General features: G+C 74.9%; 20 protein-coding genes. 7 read left to right on the forward strand and 13 right to left on the reverse strand.

What is annotated here, in order from left to right:
- Positions 1 to 3 precede the first annotated feature (3 nt).
- From RM780_RS07945 to RM780_RS07955, 3 genes are all read left to right on the forward strand, one after another.
- The gene (locus tag RM780_RS07945; protein WP_311629836.1) at positions 4 to 1,374 is read left to right on the forward strand and encodes an L-serine ammonia-lyase; all 1,371 of its coding nucleotides are present in this window, start codon (positions 4 to 6) and stop codon (positions 1,372 to 1,374) included.
- A gap of 134 nt (positions 1,375 to 1,508) precedes the next feature.
- Positions 1,509 to 2,729: a PucR family transcriptional regulator gene (locus RM780_RS07950; RefSeq protein ID WP_311629837.1), complete on the forward strand. Its 1,221-nt coding sequence runs from the start codon at positions 1,509 to 1,511 to the stop codon at positions 2,727 to 2,729.
- A gap of 221 nt (positions 2,730 to 2,950) precedes the next feature.
- Positions 2,951 to 3,880, forward strand: coding sequence for an alpha/beta hydrolase family protein (locus RM780_RS07955; RefSeq protein WP_311629838.1), 930 nt, complete (start codon positions 2,951 to 2,953; stop codon positions 3,878 to 3,880).
- 60 nt (positions 3,881 to 3,940) lie between these two features.
- Here the strand turns inward: RM780_RS07955 and RM780_RS07960 are convergent, their stop codons facing one another.
- From RM780_RS07960 to RM780_RS07980, 5 genes are all read right to left on the reverse strand, one after another.
- Positions 3,941 to 4,843: an SDR family oxidoreductase gene (locus tag RM780_RS07960; protein ID WP_311629839.1), complete on the reverse strand. Its 903-nt coding sequence runs from the start codon at positions 4,841 to 4,843 to the stop codon at positions 3,941 to 3,943.
- 457 nt (positions 4,844 to 5,300) lie between these two features.
- A complete protein-coding gene (gene meaB, locus RM780_RS07965) occupies positions 5,301 to 6,314 on the reverse strand; it encodes a methylmalonyl Co-A mutase-associated GTPase MeaB (RefSeq protein WP_311629840.1) in 1,014 nt (337 codons plus the stop codon).
- A gap of 4 nt (positions 6,315 to 6,318) precedes the next feature.
- Complete coding sequence (scpA, locus tag RM780_RS07970; RefSeq protein ID WP_311629841.1) at positions 6,319 to 8,592, reverse strand: methylmalonyl-CoA mutase; 2,274 nt, start codon at positions 8,590 to 8,592, stop codon at positions 6,319 to 6,321.
- The gene (gene mutA, locus RM780_RS07975; RefSeq protein WP_311629842.1) at positions 8,592 to 10,466 is read right to left on the reverse strand and encodes a methylmalonyl-CoA mutase small subunit; all 1,875 of its coding nucleotides are present in this window, start codon (positions 10,464 to 10,466) and stop codon (positions 8,592 to 8,594) included. The genes scpA and mutA overlap by 1 nt, the downstream gene beginning before the upstream one ends.
- Positions 10,467 to 11,112: 646 nt before the next feature.
- Positions 11,113 to 12,360 (reverse strand): PP2C family protein-serine/threonine phosphatase, encoded by a 1,248-nt coding sequence (locus RM780_RS07980; protein WP_311629843.1) that lies wholly within the window; start codon positions 12,358 to 12,360, stop codon positions 11,113 to 11,115.
- A 183-nt stretch (positions 12,361 to 12,543) separates the two neighbouring features.
- Between RM780_RS07980 and RM780_RS07985 the strand changes: the two genes are divergently transcribed.
- Together RM780_RS07985 and RM780_RS07990 are read left to right on the forward strand one after the other, a co-directional pair.
- Positions 12,544 to 13,782: a helix-turn-helix domain-containing protein gene (locus RM780_RS07985; RefSeq protein WP_311629844.1), complete on the forward strand. Its 1,239-nt coding sequence runs from the start codon at positions 12,544 to 12,546 to the stop codon at positions 13,780 to 13,782.
- Positions 13,783 to 13,867: 85 nt separating this feature from the next.
- Positions 13,868 to 15,286, forward strand: a complete 1,419-nt coding sequence (locus RM780_RS07990; RefSeq protein ID WP_311629845.1) for an aldehyde dehydrogenase family protein — start codon at positions 13,868 to 13,870, stop codon at positions 15,284 to 15,286.
- Between the two features lie 79 nt (positions 15,287 to 15,365).
- Here the strand turns inward: RM780_RS07990 and RM780_RS07995 are convergent, their stop codons facing one another.
- The 6 genes from RM780_RS07995 to RM780_RS08020 all read right to left on the reverse strand — a co-directional run bounded on the left by RM780_RS07995 (position 15,366) and on the right by RM780_RS08020 (position 18,294).
- Positions 15,366 to 15,863 (reverse strand): transmembrane transport protein, encoded by a 498-nt coding sequence (locus RM780_RS07995; RefSeq protein ID WP_311629846.1) that lies wholly within the window; start codon positions 15,861 to 15,863, stop codon positions 15,366 to 15,368.
- Positions 15,860 to 16,438 carry an RNA polymerase sigma factor gene (locus RM780_RS08000; protein WP_311629847.1) on the reverse strand — a complete coding sequence of 193 codons (579 nt, stop codon included), beginning with the start codon at positions 16,436 to 16,438 and terminating at the stop codon, positions 15,860 to 15,862. Before RM780_RS08000 ends, RM780_RS07995 begins: the two co-directional genes overlap by 4 nt.
- Positions 16,439 to 16,507: 69 nt before the next feature.
- Positions 16,508 to 16,867, reverse strand: a complete 360-nt coding sequence (locus RM780_RS08005; protein ID WP_311629848.1) for a DUF6204 family protein — start codon at positions 16,865 to 16,867, stop codon at positions 16,508 to 16,510.
- Between the two features lie 115 nt (positions 16,868 to 16,982).
- A complete protein-coding gene (locus RM780_RS08010; RefSeq protein ID WP_311629849.1) occupies positions 16,983 to 17,195 on the reverse strand; it encodes a DUF397 domain-containing protein in 213 nt (70 codons plus the stop codon).
- Complete coding sequence (locus RM780_RS08015; RefSeq protein WP_311629850.1) at positions 17,192 to 17,431, reverse strand: DUF397 domain-containing protein; 240 nt, start codon at positions 17,429 to 17,431, stop codon at positions 17,192 to 17,194. The genes RM780_RS08010 and RM780_RS08015 overlap by 4 nt, the downstream gene beginning before the upstream one ends.
- Positions 17,432 to 17,433: 2 nt before the next feature.
- Entirely contained in the window at positions 17,434 to 18,294 is an 861-nt protein-coding gene (locus RM780_RS08020) for a helix-turn-helix domain-containing protein (RefSeq protein ID WP_311629851.1), read from the reverse strand.
- 226 nt (positions 18,295 to 18,520) lie between these two features.
- Here RM780_RS08020 and RM780_RS08025 point away from each other — a divergent pair, with 226 nt between their 5' ends.
- Both RM780_RS08025 and RM780_RS08030 read left to right on the forward strand, forming a co-directional pair.
- Entirely contained in the window at positions 18,521 to 18,922 is a 402-nt protein-coding gene (locus RM780_RS08025; RefSeq protein WP_311629852.1) for an ATP-binding protein, read from the forward strand.
- A gap of 55 nt (positions 18,923 to 18,977) precedes the next feature.
- A complete protein-coding gene (locus tag RM780_RS08030; protein WP_311629853.1) occupies positions 18,978 to 19,265 on the forward strand; it encodes a hypothetical protein in 288 nt (95 codons plus the stop codon).
- A gap of 21 nt (positions 19,266 to 19,286) precedes the next feature.
- Here the strand turns inward: RM780_RS08030 and RM780_RS08035 are convergent, their stop codons facing one another.
- A complete protein-coding gene (locus tag RM780_RS08035; protein WP_311629854.1) occupies positions 19,287 to 20,267 on the reverse strand; it encodes a hypothetical protein in 981 nt (326 codons plus the stop codon).
- A complete protein-coding gene (locus RM780_RS08040; RefSeq protein ID WP_311629855.1) occupies positions 20,267 to 20,458 on the reverse strand; it encodes a hypothetical protein in 192 nt (63 codons plus the stop codon). Before RM780_RS08040 ends, RM780_RS08035 begins: the two co-directional genes overlap by 1 nt.
- Between the last annotated feature and the right edge of the window lie 29 nt (positions 20,459 to 20,487).

The following is a 20,487-nucleotide window of genomic DNA, read 5'->3' on the forward strand; positions in this document are numbered from 1 at the left end:
GCCGTGGCGCTGTCCGCCTTCGACCTGTTCTCCATCGGCATCGGGCCCTCCAGCTCGCACACGGTCGGCCCGATGCGCGCCGCCCTGCGCTTCGCGCGGCTGCTGAAGGAGGACGGGCTGCTGGCGGACACCGCCGCGGTCCGCGCCGAACTGTTCGGCTCGCTCGGCGCCACCGGCCACGGCCACGGAACGCCCCGGGCCGTCGTCCTCGGCCTGCTCGGCCACGCCCCGGACACGGTGGACGTCGCCTCGGCCGCCGCGGAGGAGGAGGCGGTGCGCGCCGCCCGCAGCCTGCCGCTGCTGGGCGTTCACCCCGTGCCCTTCGACCCGGGCGCCGACCTCGTCCTGCACCGCCGGCGTTCCCTGCCCGGACACCCCAACGGCCTGCGCCTGCACGCCGCGGACGCCACAGGCCGGGCGCTGGCCACCCGCACCTACTACTCCGTGGGCGGCGGCTTCGTCGTCGACGAGGACGCCACGGGCCCCGACCGGGTCGCCGCCGACGCCACGCCCCTGCCCCACCCCTTCACCACCGCGGCCGGGCTGCTGGCCGCCGCCCGCGCCTCCGGGCTGTCCGTCTCGGGGCTGATGCTGGCCAACGAGCGTGCCTGGCGCCCGGAGCCGGAGATCCGCGCGGGCCTGCTGCGGATCTGGGAGACCATGGACGCCTGCGTCCGCCGGGGCCTGGCCACCGAGGGCATCCTGCCCGGGGGCCTGAAGGTCCCCCGCCGCGCCGCCGCCCTGGCCCGCCGCCTGCGCGCGGAGGGCGAGGGCCGCCCGGACGCCGCCCTGGAGTGGGTCACCCTGCACGCCATGGCCGTCAACGAGGAGAACGCCGCGGGTGGCCGCGTCGTGACCGCCCCCACCAACGGCGCGGCCGGCATCATCCCCGCCGTCCTGCGCCACTACCTCGACCACGTGCCGGGCGCCGGCGAGGACGGCGTGGTCCGCTTCCTCCTCACGGCCGCCGCCATCGGCATCCTCTTCAAGGAGAACGCCTCCATCTCCGGCGCCGAGGTCGGCTGCCAGGGCGAGGTCGGCTCCGCCTGCTCCATGGCCGCCGGCGCCCTGGCCGAGGTCCTGGGCGGCACCCCCGAACAGGTGGAGAACGCCGCCGAGATCGGCATCGAGCACAACCTCGGCCTCACCTGCGACCCCGTCGGCGGCCTGGTCCAGATCCCCTGCATCGAACGCAACGGCATGGCCGCCGTCAAGGCCATCACCGCCGCCCGCCTCGCCCTCCGCGGCGACGGCCGCCACCAGGTCTCCCTCGACCGCGCCATCCGCACCATGAAGGCCACCGGCGCCGACATGTCGATCAAATACAAGGAGACCGCCCGGGGCGGCCTGGCGGTGAACATCGTGGAGTGCTGACCCCGGCCCGCGCCCCGCACCTCGCTCGGGCCCCGTGAGCGGTGAACGATGGGTGGCGAGGAGGGGGCGGGGGTTATGCGGGGTGGGGGGTGGGTGGTTTGCTGGGGGTGCGTGTGTATGAGGAGGTGACCGTCGTGGCGCAGGCGGAAGCCGGATTCGTCCCCAATCCGTGGCGGGAGCTGCCGCCCCAGCTCGCGGGGCTGCTGCGGCCCCGGCTGGACTCGATCGAGGCGGAGCTGGTCGACGAGGTGCGGCGGGCGGTGGCGGTGTACCGGCAGCCGCCGGACTCGCCGGTCGGGCGGGACGTGGTGTCCACGACCCGGCGGGCCCTGGCGCAGTTCGTGGAGCTCATCGAGAACCCGGACCGGCCGCAGGCGGAGCACGCCGCGTTCTTCCGCCGGCTGGGGCGCCTCGAGTACGAGAACGGCCGCGGCACCGACCTGATCCAGGCCGCGTACCGGACCGGCGCGCGGGTCGCCTCCCGCGGCTACGCCACGGCGGCGCGCGCGGGCGCGATGCCCGGGGACGTGGCGTTCTCGATCAACGACGCCGTGCTGGCGCACATCAGCGTGCTCTCCGACGAGGCCGTGCGCGGCTACACCGAGGCGATGGACGAGAGCGACGGGGACGTCGCGCTGGCCCGCCGCTCCCTGGCCAGGCGGCTGCTGGAGCCCGCGCCGGGCGTGGCCGAGGAGACGCTGGAGCTGCTGGCGGCCCGCGCGCGGTGGGAGTGGCCGCGGACCGTGGCCTGCGTGCTGCTGCCCGGCGCGCCCGAGGTGCCCAGCGGCGCCGTGACCGGCGGGGACGCCGGGATCCTGGTCGCCCGGCGCGGCACGGCGCTGTGCCTGATCGTTCCCGACCCCGAGCGCACCGACCGCGCGCAGGCCCTGCGGCAGCGGCTGCGCGGGCGCACCGGCGTGCTCGGTCCGGCCGTTCCCCCGGAGGACGCGCGGATCTCGCTCCAGTGCGCGCGGCTCGCGCTGCGGCTGGTGGCCGCCTCGCCGCGCGGCGGGCCGCTGGGCCTGGTGGACGCGGCCGAGCGGCTGGCCGACGTGCACCTGCTGGGCGCGGCACCGATCGGGGAGCTGCTGGCCGACCGCGCGCTGCGCCCGCTGCGCGGGCTGACGCCGGGCAAGGCGGCCCGGCTGGCGGAGACGCTGGAGGCGCTGCTCAGCTCCTGGCGGCGCACGGCGCCCGAGGTGGCCGAGGCCCTGGGCATCCACCCGCACACGGCGCGGTACCGCATCCGGCAGCTTGAGGAGCTGTTCGGGGAACGGATGTCCGATCCCGGCTTCCGCTTCGAGGCGATGCTGGCGCTGCGCACCCGCGCGCTGGGCGCCCAGCCCCCGGGCTGAGCCGGGCGAAGGGCGGGGTCCCGGAAACCCCCTCCGCTCCGGAGGTTGACACGCCCCCGGGGCTTGTCACGCCCCTCAGAAGATCCCTACCCGGCGGCGGCGGGATTTGGCGGTCGCGGCAGAAGTTCCCGGCCACGCCTTCCCGTCCGCCCGGCGACCGCCGCAGACTGCGAGCCGCACCAGGGGAAACGTCCCCCCCACCCTCATCAGGAGTCAGCCGCATGCCCAAGCCCACGAAGACGTGGCGCGGAAAGCTCGCCCTTTCCGCCCTCGCCATCTCCCTGGCCGGCGGCACCCTGCTCGGCATCGCCGCGGCCCCCGGCAGCGCCGGTGAGACCACGTCCCGGCAATCGGCCGGGACAACGGCGAACACTCTCGTCGACGAGCAGGAATACCGCCGTGGCCCCGCTCCCACCGCCCAGAGCGTGATCGCCGACAGGGGTCCGTTCGCCTTCCGCCAGGAGTCCGTGCCCGCGGGCAGCGGCTTCGCCGGCGGAACGGTCTACTACCCGACCGACACCAGCCAGGGCACGTTCGGCGCCATCGCCTTCAGCCCCGGCTTCCTGGAGAACCAGTCCGCGGTGTCCTGGTACGGGCCGCGGCTGGCGAGCAACGGGTTCGTCGTCGTCACCATCAACACCAACAGCGGCTTCGACGCCCCCGACCAGCGCGCCGACCAGTTGATGGCCGCGCTGGAGTGGCTCACCACCCGCAGCAGCGTCCGGACCCGGGTCGATCCCAACCGCCTGGCCGTGGCCGGCCACTCGATGGGCGGCGGCGGTGCCCTGAGCGCCGTCTCGGAGAACCCCGAGCTGCGCGCCGCGATCTCCCTGACGCCGTGGCACACCGACAACGCCTGGAGCGAGGTCACGGTGCCCACGCTCATCGTGGGCGCGGAGAGGGACTGGATCGCCCCGGTCCGCTCGCACGCCGAGCCGTTCTACCAGAGCCTCACCGGGGCCCGGGAGCGCGCGTACCTGGAGATGAACAACGCGAACCACTTCGTGACCAACAGGTCCAACGAGACCATCGGCCGGACCGTCCTGGCCTGGGCGAAGCGTTACGTCGACAACGACTCGCGCTACGAGCAGTTCCTGTGCCCGGCCCCGCAGGCCGGCGGTCCCATCGAGGAGTACCGCTCCTCCTGCTGAGGCCCCCGCACGCTGCCACGCCTCCCGCACGTCACCGCGGAAGGCGCGGAAGGCCCCCGGCTACGGCCGGGGGCTTTCCGCTGCCCGGCCGCCGTCCCCGGCCAGCCCGCGGGCCCCGCCCGCCGCCAGCCGGGCGCCGAAGCGGCGGATCTGCCGCCGCCCCAGCGGCCCGGCGACCAGGCCGGGCAGGAAGCCGCGCACGGGCACCAGGGCCGGGAGCCACCGCTGCGCGTAGATGTGGCCGGCCCGGCGCTCGATGCCGGAGGCGATCCGCTCCACGGCCGGGCCCAGCGGGTAGGTGCGGTTGGCCGGCCACGGCAGCTTGGCGCGCATCGCCGCGAGCGTGGGGTCCTCGTCGGCGCCGCGCACCATGTCGGTGTCGGTCCAACTGAGGTAGGCGATGCCGACGCGCACGCCCAGGGGGCGCACCTCCGGGCGCAGGCAGTGCGCGAACGCCTCCACGCCGGACTTGGAGGCGCAGTAGGCCGACATCGCGGGGCTGGGCGCCACGGCCGCGAGGGAGGCGATCTGAAGGAAGTAGCCGCGGCTGTCGGCCAGGGAGGGCAGGAAGGTCCGGCAGGTGACGGCCGAGCCGACCAGGTTGACCTCGATGACGCGGCGCCAGATGGCGTCCTCGGACTCGGAGAACAGGCCGCGGGTGGCCACGCCCGCGTTGGCGACGACGACGTCCACCTTGCCGAAGCGGGCGGTGACGCCGGCGGCCACGTCGCGCAGCGCGTCGGCGTCGGTCACGTCGGCGTACCAGTGGGCGGCCTCCCCCGGCACGTCCCGCGTCGCCCGCTTCAGCTCGTCGCGCTCCAGGCCGACCAGGGCGATCCGGGCCCCCCGCCGGGCCAGCGCGGCGGCCAGCGCCGCGCCGATGCCGCGGGCGGCGCCCGTGATCACCACCACCTGTCCTGTCAGGTCCCGGCGGAACGTTCTCCTGCGCGGCGGTACGCTCACTGTGCCTCCTCACTCTCCCCCGGGCTCCTCCCCCAGACTCCGTCTGGGAGGTGCCCCCACGGGGTGCCCCCGCCTCCGCCCACGCGGCGAGGAGCGGCCGTCGTGGCGATCTGCGGCCCGGCAGCCGCGTGTGCGTCGCTCATGGGGCCTCCTTGGGGAAACGGGACAACGGGCGGAGGGGACGCGGCGGAGCCCGCCCGGGTGACGGTGGCGTCGCGCGCGGCGCGTCCCGGTACCGGACGGGGCGGTCGCGGCGGGTCACCGCGCGCGCACCTCGTCGCCGGCTTCCGGAAGGTTCAAGGTGCCGTTCGTTGGCTGGCAGTTGGGAAGCGTATGGTGACGCGCTACCCCTGGGTAGAGGGTGAGTCCGGCCGAGACCGAAATCCGCCGGCCCCCACGCGCGGGGAACGGCGGACGGGGGGCTCTGCGGACGGGGCCCGGCGGGCGGGGCCCGCGTTCAGGCCGGGATGTCCGGCAGGCCCAGGAGGGAGAGGATGCGCTCGGCCGCGAGCGTTGCCGTCAGCGAGCCCTCACGGACGCGACGTTCGAGGTCCGGGAGGGCGTCGCGGACGCCGGGGTCGGCGTGGACGCGGGCCAGGAGCTGGTCGTGGACCATGGCCCAGGTCCAGTCGACCTGCTGGGCGCGGCGCTTGGCCTCAAGACGCCCTGAGGCGTCCAGGCGGGCCCGGTGCTGCCCCACGCGCTCCCAGACGGCGTCCAGGCCCGTTCCCTCGCGCGCGCTGCACGTGAGGACCGGGGGGCGCCAGCCGTCGTCGTTCTCTGAGTTCCCCGGCCCGTGCAACAGCCGCAAGGCGCCCGCCAGTTCGCGCGCGGCGGAGCGGGCCTCCTTCTCGTGGGGCCCGTCGGCCTTGTTGACGGCGATGACGTCGGCCAGCTCAAGAACGCCCTTCTTGATGCCCTGGAGCTGGTCGCCGGTGCGGGCCAGGGTGAGCAGCAGGAAGGTGTCCGTCATGTTGGCGACGGTGGTCTCCGACTGGCCGACGCCGACCGTCTCCACCAGCACCACGTCGAACCCGGCGGCCTCCATCACCACGATGGACTCGCGGGTGGCCTTGGCGACCCCGCCCAGCGTTCCCGCCGAGGGCGAGGGCCGCACGAACGCGGCCGGGTCGGTGGCCAGGCGTTCCATCCGGGTCTTGTCGCCCAGGATGGAGCCGCCGGTGCGCGTGGAGGAGGGGTCCACGGCCAGGACCGCGACCCGGTGCCCCAGGCCCGTCAGGAAGGTGCCCAGCGCGTCGATGAACGTGGACTTGCCCACGCCCGGCACCCCGCTGATGCCCACCCGACGCGCGCCCCCGGCGTGCGGCAGCAGCGCGGTCAGCAGCCGCTGCGCCAGGGCCCGGTGGTCGGCGCGGGTGGACTCCACCAGCGTGATGGCCCGGGCGATGTGCGCGCGGGAGCCGTCGAGAACGCCCTTGGCGTAGGCGTCGACGTCGATGACCTGCGGCATGGGCCTACAGCTCGTGGCCGAGGTCGCCGGCCAGGCTGGTCAGCAGGTCGCCGGCGGCCTCGGGGATGACCGTGCCGGGCGGGAAGACGGCGGCGGCGCCCGCGGCGTGCAGGGCCTCGACGTCCTGCGGCGGGATGACCCCGCCGACCACGATCATGATGTCCTCCCGGCCCTGGGCCGCCAGCTCCTCGCGCAGCGCGGGCACCAGCGTGAGGTGCCCGGCGGCCAGCGAGGAGACGCCGACGATGTGCACGTCGGCCTCCACGGCCTGGCGCGCCACCTCGGCCGGGGTCTGGAAGAGCGGGCCGACGTCCACGTCGAAGCCGAGGTCGGCGAAGGCGGAGGCGATGACCTTCTGGCCGCGGTCGTGCCCGTCCTGGCCCATCTTGGCGACCAGGATGCGCGGGCGGCGGCCCTCGGCCCGCTCGAAGGCGGCGACGCGCTCCCGGGTCCGCTCCACGCCGGGGGCGGCCCCGGCCTCGTCTCGGTACACCCCGGAGATGGTACGGATCTGGCCCGCGTGCCGCCCGTACTCCTTCTCCAGGGCGTCGGAGATCTCGCCCACGGTGGCGCCGGCGCGGGCGGCGCTCACGGCCAGGGCCAGCAGGTTGCCGTCCAGGCCGTCGAGCCCGGAGGCCGATCCGGCCGGGGAGGCGGCGGCGCCGGTCAGGGCGCGCAGCGCGTCCTGGCAGGCCGCCTCGTCGCGCTCGGCGCGCAGCCGCCGCAGCTTCTCGATCTGCTGGGCGCGCACCGAGGAGTTGTCGACCTTCAGCACCTCGATCTGCTCGTCGCTGGCGACCCGGTAGGTGTTGACGCCGATGAGCTGCTGGCGGCCGGAGTCGATGCGGGCCTGGGTGCGGGCGGCGGCCTCCTCGACGCGGAGCTTGGGGATGCCCGCGTCGATGGCCTGGGCCATGCCCCCGGCCGCCTCGACCTCCTCGATGTGCTGCCAGGCGCGCCGGGCCAGGTCGTGCGTGAGGCGCTCGACGTAGGCGCTGCCGCCCCAGGGGTCGATGACGCGGGTGGTGCCGGACTCCTGCTGGAGCAGGATCTGGGTGTTGCGGGCGATGCGCGCGGAGAAGTCGGTGGGCAGGGCCAGGGCCTCGTCCAGCGCGTTGGTGTGCAGCGACTGGGTGTGGCCCTGGGTGGCGGCCATCGCCTCCACGCAGGTGCGGGTGACGTTGTTGAACACGTCCTGGGCGGTCAGCGACCAGCCCGAGGTCTGCGAATGGGTGCGCAGCGACAGGGACTTGGCGTTCTTCGGATCGAAGCCCTTGACCAGCTTCGCCCACAGCAGACGGGCGGCGCGGAGCTTGGCGACCTCCATGAAGAAGTTCATGCCGATCGCCCAGAAGAACGACAGCCGCGGCGCGAACGCGTCCACGTCCAGGCCGGCGTCCAGACCCGCCCGCAGGTACTCCACGCCGTCGGCCAGGGTGTACGCCAGCTCCAGGTCGGCCGTGGCCCCGGCCTCCTGGATGTGGTACCCGGAGATGGAGATGGAGTTGTAGCGCGGCATGCGCTGCGAGGTGTAGGCGAAGATGTCGGAGATGATCCGCATCGACGGCTTGGGCGGGTAGATGTAGGTGTTGCGGACCATGAACTCCTTGAGGATGTCGTTCTGAATGGTCCCGGCCAGCTTCTCGGGGGGAACGCCCTGCTCCTCCGCCGCGACGATGTACAGCGCGAGGACGGGCAGCACCGCGCCGTTCATCGTCATCGACACGGACATCCGGTCCAGCGGGATGCCGTCGAAGAGCTGGCGCATGTCGTGGATGGAGTCGATGGCAACGCCCGCCATGCCCACGTCGCCGGTCACCCGGGGGTGGTCGCTGTCGTAGCCGCGGTGCGTGGGCAGGTCGAAGGCGACCGACAGGCCCTTCTGGCCGGCCGCGAGGTTGCGGCGGTAGAAGGCGTTGGACTCCTCGGCCGTGGAGAAGCCGGCGTACTGCCGGATCGTCCAGGGCTGGTTCACGTACATCGTGGGGTAGGGGCCGCGCAGATACGGGGCGATGCCCGGGTAGGTGCCGAGGAAGTCGACGCCCTCGAGGTCGGCCGCGGTGTACAGCGGCTTGACGCGGATGCCCTCGGGGGTCTCCCAGGCCAGGTCCTCGGCGTCCTTGCCGGTGCGCTCGGCGACGGCGGCGCGCCACTGCTCCTCGCCGGGGGCCTCGCCGGAAGCCTCACCGGCCTGCGCGGGCCCGGCCCCGGGGCCGTCCAGCGGCACCTCGGAGAAGTCGGGGATCAAGGGGGTCTCCAACGGGGTCTGCTCGGGCATCACGCCACCCCCAGGCTGTCGAGGAGGGAGGAGAGGACGGCGACCGCGTCGCCGCCCGCGAAGACGAACTCGTCCACGCCGGCGGACTGAAGCCCGTCGCGGAGCGCGCCGGGGCGCCCGGCCAGCAGCACGCGCCCGGCGCCCGCGGCCTTCAGCGCCCGCGCGAGATCGGAGGCGTGCTCGGCGTAGAGGGCGTCGCTGCCGCAGACGACGGCCACGGGCGTTCCGGCCGCGGCGAGGGCGTTCCCGGCGGAGGCGGCGTCCACGGTCACGGGGTCGTGCACGGGCTCGATGCCGCCGGCGCGCAGCAGGTTGGCGGCGAAGGTGGCGCGGGCGGAGTGCGCGGCGGGGCGGCCCAGCGCGGCGAGGAACGCCCGGGGCCGGGCGCCGGTGGCGGCCAGGTGCGCGTCCGAGCGGGCGCGCAGGGCCTCGAACGCCTGGTCGCGGCGGACCCGGGGCAGCCCGCCGCCGGGGCGGGCCGGGGCGGGCTCGCGCACCAGCTCGCGCTCGCCGGCGTCGGGGAACTCGCTGACGCCGGTGATGGGTTCGCGCCGGTGCGCCAGGTCCTCGGCGCGGCGCTCCCAGGTGGCGGCGATCCGCTCCCCGATCAGGCCGGAGTCCAGCGCGGCGGCCTGGCCCCCGGCGCGCTCGATCTCCTGGAACCAGGCCCAGGCGGCGCGGGCCAGGTCCTCGGTCAGCCGCTCGACGTACCAGGAGCCGCCTGCCGGGTCCACGACCCGGCCGAGGTGGGCCTCGGCGAGCAGCACGGAGGAGGTGTTGCGGGCGATCCTGCGGGCGAAGGGGTCGGGCAGGCCGAGCGCGTCGTCGAAGGGCAGGACCGTGACCGCGTCGGCGCCGCCGACGCCCGCGCCGAGGGTGGCCACGGTGGTGCGCAGCATGTTCACCCAGGGGTCGCGGCGGGTCATCATCACCGGGGAGGTGACGGCGTGCTGGCGCTGGGCCGCGGCGGCGGCGGGCGCCCCGGCGGCCTCCGCGACCCGGGCCCACAGGCGGCGGGCGGCGCGGAGGGTGGCGATGGTGAGGAACTGGTCGGCCCCGGCGGCGTAGCGGAACTCGAGCTGCGCGAAGGCGTCCCGCAGCGGCAGCCCGGCCTCGCTGAGGGCGCGCAGGTAGGCAACGCCCGTGGCGAGCGCGCAGCCCAGCTCCTGGGCCGGGGAGGCTCCGGCCTCGTGGTAGGGCAGGCCGTCGGCGACCAGGGCGCGCAGCCCGGGGCGTTCGCGCAGGCAGCGGGCGGCGAGGGCGGCTGCCTCGGCCGCGGTGAAGGGCTCCTCGCCGGTGCGGGCCAGCTCGCCGAGGGGGTCGGCGCCCAGCGTGCCGCGGGCCTCGTCGCGGCCGGTCTCCTTCGCGTCCAGCAGGGCGAACAGCGCCTCGGCGGCGGGCAGGGCCTCGGCCCCGGGGTCCAGGGCGACGGCCGCCAGGTCGAGGTAGACGCCCTCCAGCGCGGCGGGCAGCGCGTCCACGGGGATTCCGGCGGGGCCCACGGCGAGCCACAGCGAGGTGACGCCGTTCTCCAGGTCGGCCAGGATCGCCTCGTTGGCCCGCTTGGGGCTCGGGTCGGCGTGCCGCTGGCGGATGTCCCAGCCCTGGACGGCGTTGCCCTCGGGGCGGGCGCCGCGCAGGTAGGGCGGGAAGCCGGGGAGCCCGGGGTCGGGGGCGCCGTCCTCGGCGGTGTAGAGCGGACGGGTGGCGATGCCGTCCTGGAGCCGTGTGGCGAGCGCCGCTTCCGCCTCCTCACCGGAGACGTCGGCGCCGGCCTTGCGCAGCACGCCTTCCACGAGGCGCTGCCACTGCTCGCGGGTCGCGCCGGGGAACTCGGCGGCGAGGGTGAACCCTTCGTCGGGCAGGACCGTCATGCAGGCAGGCTAGGCCAGGACAGCCCGTTCCCAGCAGGCCACCAGGCTGTGACATTTGCCTCGCCGGCGCACTCCGACGCGCTTGCGCGGCGGCTCGCGCCGCGGGCCGGGGCGGGCCAACCGCCGTGCGGCAACGTCGCCTTGGAGCCCGCTGCCCGGCGTCCGCGCACTCCGCCGACTGTGCCGGTCACTGCCGTTGCACGAGCCCGGCACGGCGCGCGGGCCGCACGGCGACGCCGGTCCGACTGGGCGCGCCTGCGCCGACCGGCGTGGCGCGCCCGGCCCGCGAGCGGCAAGGAGCCCCACGCGTGGAGCGTGTGCCCGGCGACCGACGCCAGGCCGATCGGGCGGGCCGCACCGGCCGCGCGGGCCGCGCAGGGCCTGAAGACCCCGCCAGGGCCCACGGTCCCGCCGCGAAGCCGGACCGGACCGCAACGGCCGCGGGGCCGCGCCCGCGGCGGGCGTTGAACGGCCCCGCGCCCGTACGAACGGTCACGCGGACGGCTCCGGGCCGGCCGGAGGCGGCCCCGGCGACCGCCATGGGGTCGAACGGGCCCGAGGTCCCGCCGGCGGGGTCCACCGGTCGGGGCGACCGTGCGCGGTCGTGCCGGGCGGGCAGCCGGGTCCCGGCCAAGCCGACGGCCAGTCACAAGCGGATGACGACCAACGCCACGTCGTCCGTCGTGCCCTCGCCCACGCCCAGGCGGGTGAGGACCGTGTCGGCCAGGACGTCGGGCGCCATCGGGCCGCAGTCCGTGAGGGCGTGGGCGAGGCGGTCGAGGCCGGTGTCGATGCTCTCGCCGCGGCGCTCGACGAGGCCGTCCGTATAGAGGATGAGCGTGTCGCCCGGCTGATACGGCTGCACGGCCTCCGCGCGCGGCCCGCCCTCGATGCGGGCGGCCAGCGGCGGGTCCGTGGCCCCCTCCAGCAGGTGCGTGCGCCCGTCCGGGCGCAGCAGCACCGGCGGCAGGTGCCCGGCGCTGCTGTAGGCGATGCGGCGCGCGCCGGGGTCGATGAGGACCTTCACGGCCGTGGCCGCCAGCGCCCCCTCGACCGACTCGGCGTACAGGCCGAGGATGCCCAGGGCCTGGCCCGGCGCGGCCGTCGCCCGCATGGCCGCGCTCAGCGCGCTGCGCAGCATGCCCATGACGGCGGCGGCCTCCAGTCCGTGCCCGACGACGTCGCCGACGGCCGCCGCGTACCGCCCGGAGTCCAGGTCGGTGACGTCGTACCAGTCGCCGCAGACGTTGAGCGTGCCGGTCGCGGGCCGGTAGCGGACGGCGATGCCCTCGTGGCGGGGCAGGTCGGGCGAGTAGAGCATGGCCCGCTGGAGGGTGACCGCGACCTGCCGCTCGCGGGCGTTGGCCTCGCGCAGCTCGGCGTTGAGGCGTTCGAGGTCCTGGGCCCGCTGGTACAGCTCGGCGGCGGGCCCCTCGGGGGGCTCGGGCGGGCCCTCGCCCGCGCCGTGCGCGCGGGCGAAGCCGGTGAGGTTCTCGGCGCGGTTGAGGATCCAGGCGACCTCGCCCCGCTCGTCGAGGACGGGGACGTTGGCCGGGGACCACCAGCGTTCCACGAACTCGCCGGGCCGCCCGGGCGAGGGCACGTCGTACTTCAGGACGGCCATGGAGTCGGTCCGCCCGGTGGCCAGCACCCGTTCGAGCGAGGCGCGCAGGTGGCTGAGGCCGGTGGCCCCGGGGTCGTTGGGGTTGCCGGGGTAGGCGGCGAAGACGGAGCGGCCGATCAGCTCCTCGCGCGTGCGCGAGGTGGCCTTCTCGTGCGCGCGGTTGACGGCCCGGATCACCAGGTCGCGGTCCAGCACGAGGCACGGCGCGGGCAGGGCGTCGAACAGCCGGGCGTAGTCGATCTCCGGTGCACTCTCGGATCTCGTCGTCACGGACGTCTCAGCCTCCCGCCGGCCCCCCGGGGACGTGCTCACCAATCTACGAGGCGGCGGGGGTCCGCGCAGGGCGGCGGCGTCCGAAGTCTTCCGTGCGGGTGTGACGCAGGTTACGGTGGGAAATTGGCATTGCTAGTTTTCGACCGCGACGGGGCCGCGTCGTTTCGCGAAGGAGCGAGGATGCAACGGACGTCGGACGCCGGGTTCGTACGGGACCCCTGGCACCGGCTCCCGCCCACGCTGGCCGGGCTGCTGCGGCCACGCATGGACGAGATCGCCATGGACATGGTCGAGCTGATCCGGCGCGAGGTGCCCCTTTACCGGCGCCCGCCGGACTCCCCGGCGGGCCGGGACCTGGCCGGGGCGGTGCGGCGGGCGCTGGCGCAGTTCGTGGAGCTGATCGAGCAGCCCGAGAGCCCGCAGGAGCACCACGCCGACTACTTCCGGCGCCTGGGCCGCATCGCGCACGAGAACGGCCACGGCACGGACGGCCTCCAGGCCGCGCTGCGGATCGGGGCGCGCGTGGCCACCCGCCGGTACCTGGAGGTGGCCCGCGCCGCGGCCCTCTCCCCCGAGGCGGCCCTGGCCCTCTCGGACGCGGTGCTCGTGCAGATCGGGGCGCTGGCCGACGCGTCGGTCGGCGGGTTCGCCGCGGCCGGGTCCGTGGGGGCCGACGAGCTGCGCCGGGCGCGGCGGGCCCTGGCGGGGGCGTTGCTCACGCCCGGGTCCGGGCCGCTGGAGGGGCTGGCGGAACGCGCCGAGTGGCCCCTGCCGGAGCGGGTCGCCGTGCTCGTGCTGCGGCGGGGGGCCGGCGGGCCCGCGCTGCCGCCGCCGCCCGCGCCCGAGTCCGGAACGCTGGTGGTGCGCCTGGGCCCGGAGGAACGCTGGATCGTCCCGGCCGGGGGCGGCCGGGAGACGGAGCCGCGCCTGCCCTCGCTGGCGCGCGGCGCCCGGGTGGCCGTCGGGCCGGCCGTCGCCCCGCAGGACGCCTGGCTGTCGCTGCGCTGCGCGCGGATGGCGATGCGGCTGCGCCGCGAGGGCGAGGGGCCGGTCCGGGCCGAGGACCACCTGGCGGAGCTGCACACGATGGCCGGGGCGCGGATCGGGGAGCTGCTGGCCGCGCAGGTGCTGCGCCCGCTGGAGGGCCTGCCGGCGGCGAAGTCCGAGCGCCTGGCCGAGACGCTGGCCGCCCTCCTGGACTCCTGGGGCCGCGGCGCCCCCGAGATCGCCGAGGCCCTCCACATCCACCCCCAGACGGCGCGCTACCGCCTGCGCCAGCTTGAGGAGATCTACGGCACGTCCCTGGCCGACCCCACCTTCCGCCTCGCCGCCACGATCGCCCTGCGCACCCGCGCCCTCCCCTCGGCCCTGACGCCGTCGCCGTCTCCGTCCCCTTCTCCGCCGCCGGGGGCGCCGTGACCCGGATCACGTCCGGCACGCTTGTGCCCTGCCGCACGGCACACGTTAGCTAGCAATGCTCGTTTTCCCGGAGGGAGCCGACAGCATGGAGACCCACGAGGGCCAGTACATCGGCGGGGCCTGGCGGCCCTCCGCCGGGCGGGACGTCATCGAGGACGTCAACCCGGCCACCGAGCAGGTCATCGCCACCGTCCCCGCCGGCACCGCCGAGGACGTGGACGCGGCCGTCGCCGCCGCCCGCGGGGCCGCCACGACGTGGGGCCGCAGCGACCGCCGGACGCGCCTGGACGCCCTGACCCGCCTCCGGGACGGCCTCGCCGCCCGCCGCGAGGACATCGTCCGCACGGTCGTGGCCGAGCTGGGCACCCCCGTCCGCACCGCCGAGGCCGTGCAGGCCGGGCTGCCGGTGGCCGTCGCCTCCACCTACCTGGAGATCCTCGCGGACTACCCGTTCGAGGAACAGGTCGGGAACTCAAGGGTGTTCGCGGAGCCCGCCGGCGTCGTCGCGGCGCTGACCCCGTGGAACTACCCCCTCCACCAGATCGTCGCCAAGGTCGTCCCCGCGCTGGCCGCCGGCTGCACCGTGGTGCTCAAGCCCGCCGAGGACACCCCCCTCGTGGCCCGCATCTTCGCGGAGGTCGTGGACGCCGCGGGCCTGCCCCCGGGCACGGTCAACGTCATCTCCGGCCGCGGCGCCGAGGCGGGCGCCGCCCTGGCGAGCCACCCGGGCGTGGACCTCGTGTCGTTCACCGGATCGACGGCCGTGGGCCGCCAGGTCGCCGCCGCGGCCGGGTCCAACCTCGCCCGCGTCGCCCTCGAACTGGGCGGCAAGTCCGCCAACGTCATCCTCCCCGGCGCCGACCTGGCCCGCGCCGTGAAGACGGGCGTGAGCAACGCGTTCCTCAACGGCGGCCAGACGTGCAGCGCGTGGACCCGGATGCTGGTCTCCGAGGCCGACCTCGAACAGGCCGTGGACCTGGCGCGCCAGGCGGCCGAACGCTTCACACCCGGCGACCCGGCCGACCCCGCCACCCGGCTCGGCCCGATGGTCAGCGCCCGCCAGCGCGACCGCGTCCGCGGCTGCATCGAGGCGGGCGTCGCGGCGGGCGCGCGCCTGGTGACCGGCGGCCCCGAGGCCCCCGAGAAGCCCGGCACCGGCTTCTACGTGCGGCCCACCGTCTTCGCCGACGCCACCCCGGAGATGTCCATCGCCCGCGAGGAGATCTTCGGCCCCGTCCTGACCCTCCTGAGCTACGCCGACGAGGACGAGGCCCTGGCCCTGGCCAACGCCACCGACTACGGCCTGGCCGGCGGCGTCTGGGCGGCCGACCAGGACCGCGCGGTCGCCTTCGCCCGCCGCATGGCCACCGGCCAGGTCGACATCAACGGCGCCGCCTTCAACCCCCGCGCCCCCTTCGGCGGCTTCAAGAACTCCGGCATCGGCCGCGAACTCGGCCGCCACGGCCTGGAGGAATTCCTCCAGCCCCAGTCCCTCCAGCTCTGACCACACCACGGCCCCGAACCCGGCCTGCAACGACCGGGCTCGCGCCCTCGCGAGGGCGGAGCCGCGCACCGCGCCGGCCCTAGGGCTCCTCCCGCAGGGAGTCGCGCAGCCGCAGCAGCTCGCGGCGGCGGGAGCGCGCCCGCGCGAGGAGCACGCCCGCGGCGGCGACGAGAAGGGCACCGGCCGAGGCCGCCGCCAGGACCCCGGCCGCGCCGGTGCCGCGCACGGCGGCCAGGGCCGTTCCGGCAACGCCGGTCGCCGTGCTCACCACCAACGCGAGCCGGGCGCCCAGCACCCGGTCCCGGGCGAACAGCGGCCTCCGCCGGCTCAGGACCCAGCCGGCGAAGGCCGCCCACGCCAGCCCGACCGCGATCAGCCCGCCGAAGGCAACCCGCGTGCGGAGGGGCAGGGGGCCCGGCTCGGTCGCCCACAGCAGCGCGATCAGCGCCGCTCCGCACCCTCCCGCCAGGCCCACGGCGACGTGCCGCATCCGCGCGCGCAGTGACGCCTCCGCGGCCAGCACGCGCCTGAGTTCCTCGGACGCCTCCCGGCGTGCTCCACGGTCGCGCTCGCTCATGCCTCGTATCCCCTTTCGGCCAGCACGTCCCGCAACAGGCGTCGGGCGCGGTGCAGCCTGCTCTTCACGGTCCCGGGCGGCACTCCGAGGACCTCGGCGACGGCGGCCAACGGCAGGTCTTGCAAGTGGAAGAGGATCAGCACCTCGCGCTCCCGAAGCGGCAGCCCGGACAGGCCGGCTTCGATCTCCATCGCGTTCAGCACGCGCTCGGGTGCGTCCTCGCCCTCGGCGGCACCGGCGTCCTCCGCCGCCGCCGGGATCTCCTCGGCCGCGTACGCCCGCCGCAGGTGATCGGTCACCGCGCGCCGGGCGATGGCGAACAGCCACGCGGCGAACCGCAGCGGCTCCCGCAGGCGCGGCAGCCCCCGCACCACGGCGACCCACACGTCCTGCGCGACATCGTCCGCGACGTGCGCGGAGCCCACCAACCCGCGCACGTACCGCCACAGCGGCGCATGCCAGACGCGCACCAGCTCGCTCAACGCCTCCCGCTCCCCGAGCTGACAGCGCACCACCAGCAGGCCGCTGCGCCTGGCCTCGTCCACCGACACCTCCTGCTCCCCGCCACGCGTCACCAAGACAGTCGGCAGCCGGGCCGAAAAGGTTCACGGGCCCGCTGGACCGGACCCGTGCGGCCGGAGGGGTCAGGGGTTCTTGCGGGCGGCGGCGAGTCGCTGCCGTTTGCCCAGCGGCGCCTGGGAGAGATCCTCGGCCTGCGACCTGAGGTGCTTATGGCCGTAGCCGCGTTCGGCCAGCCACGCCTTCGCCGCCTCTTCGGCGCGCTCGGTCGCCACCAGGATGTCCTCTTCCTCCTCCCCCGAGTCCAGGAAGCGGAAGGTGAACGCGGACCGCGCCGCCAGGTCGTAGCTGAGATGCCCCTCGGGCGTGAAGGCCGCACGCAGAACGTCGTGCTCCGCGGCACGGGCCAGGAGTTCGGCGCGCTGCTCGGCGCTGAGCCCGTCGAAGAAGCCGCGGACGGTGATACGGAAGGTGCGCGTACTCATCCTCCGACCCTAACCACGGGGGCCGCCGGGGCCCCGGGCCCCGGCCAGGGCCGTAGGATCAACGCCCGCCCGCGGCGCCGCCGAAGGGGGCCGGCCGTCGCGGCCGGCCCCGCGTTCACTCGGGGGTCGTGGCCGTCAGGGCGGTCAGGAGCGCCTGCCACCCGCCGGGGGCGAAGGCCAGCACCGGACCGCCCGGCTCCTTCGAGTCACGGACGGCGACGGCGCCGGGGGCGTTGAACGCCACCTCGACGCAATTGCCATTCTGATGGCTGTACGTGCTCCTCTTCCATTGGGCGCGGGACAGGTCGCCCAAGAGACGCGTGGTCATCCCGCCACTCCCTTCGGCCACGAAGCGTCGAGGGCGCCATCGCCTATCGCGCGGGTGAAGGCGTGCCATCCCACCGGGGAAACGGACAGAGCCGAGCCGCCGGGCCGCTTGCTGTCGCGGACGGCGCGCCCCCCGGTGGGCAGGGCGGCGACCTGCACGCAGTCGCCGTTCGTGCCGGAGTACGACGAGGTGATCCACTCCAGGCCGGAGCGGTCGGGCTGAGGCTTCGCTGTCATGGCTACTCCAGTTCCTTGAGGGCCTCGCGGATGAGGGCCCGGGACTTCGTGACGTTGGCGGCTGCCACGTTCAGGCGGCGGAACAGGGTCGCGTACGCATCAACGTCGGCCGCCTCTTCGTAGTAGATGGCGCCGACTGGCGACTCGGCGTAGACGATGTCGGACTCCACCGTGCGCGGGAAGCTCATGATGACGAACGGCCCGTAGAGGCAGGCGCTCATCGGGTCGGTGCGCGGCAGGATCTGGAGATCGACGTTCGGCAGGCGGCTGGTCTCGATCAGGGCCTCCAACTGCCCCTTCATCACAGCCGAGCCGCCCACCCGGTGGTACAGCACGTTCTCGGTGAGGATCACCCACAGGTGCAGAGGGTTCTCCCGGGTGAGCACCTTCCACCGCTCGCGCCGGACCCGGATCTGCGCCTCGACGGCCTCCTCCGGGAAGTCGGGATTCTCCAACCGGATGACCGCCTCGGCGTACTCCGGCGTCTGCAACAGGCCCGGAACCAGGCTCGTCTGGACGTTGTACAGCTCCGACGCGTCCCACTCGGCCGCCACGTAGGCGGTGTACGTCGCGTGCACGGCGTCGGCGTAACGCGTCCACCAACCCTTGCGTTTGGCGGCTCGCGCCAAGTCGGCCAGATCGGCGCGGAGTTCCGCGTCGGTGACGCCGTACGCGTCCAGCAGCGCGTTGAGGTCCGGGACGCGGATGCCGGACTGCGCGTTCTCGATCCGGCCGATCTTGGATTCCGCCGAGCCCAGCGCCTTCGCGGCGTCGGCGTGCGTGAGCCCGGCGGCGCCGCGCAGTTCGCGAAGCTGCCTCGCCAACCAGCGTTGACGGATCGTCGGGTTGTCGTTGATGGGCACGGGCGGCCCTCCCTTTGGCTTCTCGCAGGTCAAGTGTGCATCGGGCGCCGGAGCGGAACCAATATTTGGCCAGTCACCATTTTGAGGACTTGACACTCCCCGATACTCGCAGTGCACAGTATCCACTGTAGGGGCTCGGCAGCGCTCCGTGATCGCGCCGCCGACCCGGTCACTCCGTAGCGCCCGAACCCGAGGGGGCCGTATGGAAGTTCGACACAGTGCACAGGTGCGGTACCGGCGGTACCGCCCGTCGGCCGGAGCCGCGCGCCGCACGGCCCGGGAGCTGGCCCGGCAGTGGGGCGTCGGCTGCCTGGCCGAGGACCTGGCCCTCGTCGTCAGCGAGCTGGTCACCAACGCGATTGTGCACGGCCGGGCCCCCGCCGGGAGCCGGGTCGTCGTGACCTACCGCCTGCGCGACGACGACGTACTGCACGTGGACGTACGCGACTTCGCCACCGGGCTGCCCGCGACCGGGCCGCGCCCGGCCTGCGACGAGGGCGGGCGCGGCCTGCCGATCGTGGACGCGCTGACGGACCGGTGGGGCGTTCTGCCCCACGTCGTCGGCAAGAGCCTCTGGTTCGAGATGTCCGTGCCGCCCGCCGCGCCCGGGGCCGGCCACCCGGGCTGACCCGCCGATCACCCGCGCACGAGCAGCAGAAGCATTCACCGAAACGGAGTACCCCGTGATGTCGACACCCGGAACGCCCCCGCCCCCGCGCCGCACGCCCCCGCCGGTGGCCGTGCCGGTCACCGTGGACCCCGGCACGGTCCGGGTGGGCGACCAACTGCTCATCGCCGGGCAAGCGTTCACCATCCTCGACATGGCGGTCCTGGCCGGCGGCGGACGGCGGCTCGTCTTCCACAGCGGAGAGACCTTCACGATGCGCCCCACCACCGTCCTGTGGGCCACCCGCCTGATCACCCCCCGGACGGCGCGCATCCGCCCCCCGCGCGGCATTGGCCGTCCCTGAGGGCGTGTCAACGAAGCCGCCTCAGCGCCGCTTTCCGCCTCCCTGCTCGATGAGCGCGAAGAGCTGGTCGGGGGCGCTGTGGCCCCTCATCAGGTCGGTGGGCAGGGTGAAGGCCGCGGGGTAACTGCCGCGCCCCGGGGCGGCGTTGTAGGTCGTTCCCCCGATCTCCAGCCCGACGGCCGTGCTCAGGGAGGCCCGGACCGGCCAGGCCGTGACCTCGCTCACCGGCGCGCTCGCGATCACCTGCCGGTCGCTGCCCAGCAACGACAGCACACCTCGGTCGAGGGTGACGAACCCGTGCTGCGCCAGCGGGCGCAGCCCCTTGCCGATCTGCACCTCGTCAAAGATCACCGCACTCCCGGGGGCGTCCAGCACCGGCCGTGGTTCCTCGCCCTCACCACGCCGGACGCACGTCAGCGAGGCCGCCATCCGGTCCACCAGCTTCGCCATTCCTTCGCCCACGGTGCCGCTGACCCATGTGGCCTTGAGCTGTAGGAGTTCCGCCGGATACAGCGGGGAGAGCACCCAGTACTCCAGCCGCTCCATCGCCAACTGCTCCCAGCCGGTGTGACCGAGGTGCACGTCATGGACGCGGCAGGCCGGGCCCACGGGCAGCTCCACCGCCGATACTTCCGGCTCCCCGACACGTGTGAGCGCGGGATTCGTGAGCGGCTGGCTCATGGCCTCCATGAGCGCCTCAAGCGTCCGCTCGCACGGGACTTCACGCCAGAAAGCGGCGACGCTGGTCGGCACCAGCGGTTCCGCGTTGCGCCGGACATGTGGCACATACGCCACCACCGGCTCACCCAGTTCCTCATAGGTGTCCTTCCAGATGTGCCTCAACTCCGAGTACACGGCCTTCGCATACCGCTTGTTCTGCCGTCCGCCTCGGTCTGCGACCTGCTGCGCCGCCCGCTCGGGGCCATCGGGAAGGCGCACATCCACCAGCACCCATTCCTGAGGCGGGTAGTCGAACCTGGGCACCCACTCGATCTCAGTCACTACTCGGCTCCCGTCCATCCCCGCTCCACTCTGAACGAGGCGGCCATCACATCCGCCATTCCCGTCATCCCGGGGCCGATGGCCAGACTCGACCAGGTGACCGAGAGCTTGAACATCACCTCTGGGCACTCGGGCGGCAGGAAGAAGTGATCGAGGCGCTCGATCATGAACCGTCGGCCGTCGTCACCCACCTCTTCCCCGCTCCTCCCCCACGCGTCCC

The sequence above is a fragment of the Streptomyces boetiae genome (assembly GCF_031845405.1).
GTDB classification, from domain to species: Bacteria; Actinomycetota; Actinomycetes; order Streptomycetales; family Streptomycetaceae; genus Streptomyces; species Streptomyces boetiae.

Excerpts from the sequence above, each read along its gene's own strand:
- RM780_RS07955 (WP_311629838.1), top strand. The coding sequence starts at position 2,951 with ATGCCCAAGCCCACGAAGACGTGGCGCGGAAAGCTCGCCCTTTCCGCC.
- meaB (WP_311629840.1), bottom strand. The coding sequence starts at position 6,314 with ATGCCGCAGGTCATCGACGTCGACGCCTACGCCAAGGGCGTTCTCGAC.
- scpA (WP_311629841.1), bottom strand. The coding sequence starts at position 8,592 with ATGCCCGAGCAGACCCCGTTGGAGACCCCCTTGATCCCCGACTTCTCC.
- mutA (WP_311629842.1), bottom strand. The coding sequence starts at position 10,466 with ATGACGGTCCTGCCCGACGAAGGGTTCACCCTCGCCGCCGAGTTCCCC.
- RM780_RS07985 (WP_311629844.1), top strand. The coding sequence starts at position 12,544 with ATGCAACGGACGTCGGACGCCGGGTTCGTACGGGACCCCTGGCACCGG.
- RM780_RS07990 (WP_311629845.1), top strand. The coding sequence starts at position 13,868 with ATGGAGACCCACGAGGGCCAGTACATCGGCGGGGCCTGGCGGCCCTCC.
- RM780_RS07995 (WP_311629846.1), bottom strand. The coding sequence starts at position 15,863 with ATGAGCGAGCGCGACCGTGGAGCACGCCGGGAGGCGTCCGAGGAACTC.
- RM780_RS08005 (WP_311629848.1), bottom strand. The coding sequence starts at position 16,867 with ATGAGTACGCGCACCTTCCGTATCACCGTCCGCGGCTTCTTCGACGGG.
- RM780_RS08010 (WP_311629849.1), bottom strand. The coding sequence starts at position 17,195 with ATGACCACGCGTCTCTTGGGCGACCTGTCCCGCGCCCAATGGAAGAGG.
- RM780_RS08015 (WP_311629850.1), bottom strand. The coding sequence starts at position 17,431 with ATGACAGCGAAGCCTCAGCCCGACCGCTCCGGCCTGGAGTGGATCACC.